This is a genomic window from Pseudomonas sp. ES4 (assembly GCF_050586665.1).
GTDB classification, from domain to species: domain Bacteria; phylum Pseudomonadota; class Gammaproteobacteria; order Pseudomonadales; family Pseudomonadaceae; genus Aquipseudomonas; species Aquipseudomonas frederiksbergensis.
This window is the reverse complement of the sequence record NZ_JBOBDO010000063.1, coordinates 1-448: the sequence shown is the minus strand read 5'-3', so window position 1 is coordinate 448 and position 448 is coordinate 1. Positions and strand designations below refer to the sequence as shown.

At 60.5% G+C, this 448-nt stretch carries 1 pseudogene; it reads left to right on the top strand.

What is annotated here, in order from left to right:
- Positions 1 to 448 (top strand): annotated as a pseudogene (locus ACQ4OB_RS27840) (RHS repeat protein); the annotation flags it as partial.

The window sequence follows — 448 nt, the reverse complement described above, 5'->3', positions numbered from 1 at the left end:
CGCATGACTTATGGCGGTCCCGATCATGGCGCCCGGAATCAATGCGGACAGTTGATCCGTCATGACGACCCCGCCGGGACGGTGCTGTTCGAGGCGTTTTCAATCACCGGCAAATGCGTGAAGCAAGTCCGTCACTTCACCCTGGACCCTGTTGCACCTGATTGGCCGGAGCTGGAAGCCGATCGCCAGCGGCTGCTTGAGCCGGGGGAGGGCGCCGCTTCGACGTGGAGCTTCGGTCCGCTGAAGGATGTGCTGGAACAGGTCGATGCCAAGGGCAACCGCCAGGTCTTCAGCCTGACCCTTGACGGTCGCTTGCGTGAGACGCGTCTGCAACTTCAAGGGCTGACTACCTGGCAAACGCTGGTCAAAGAAATTCAGTACAACGCCGAGGGGCAGGTGACGCATGAAACCGCCGGTAACGGTGTAGAAACCACCCTCCTTTACCGTG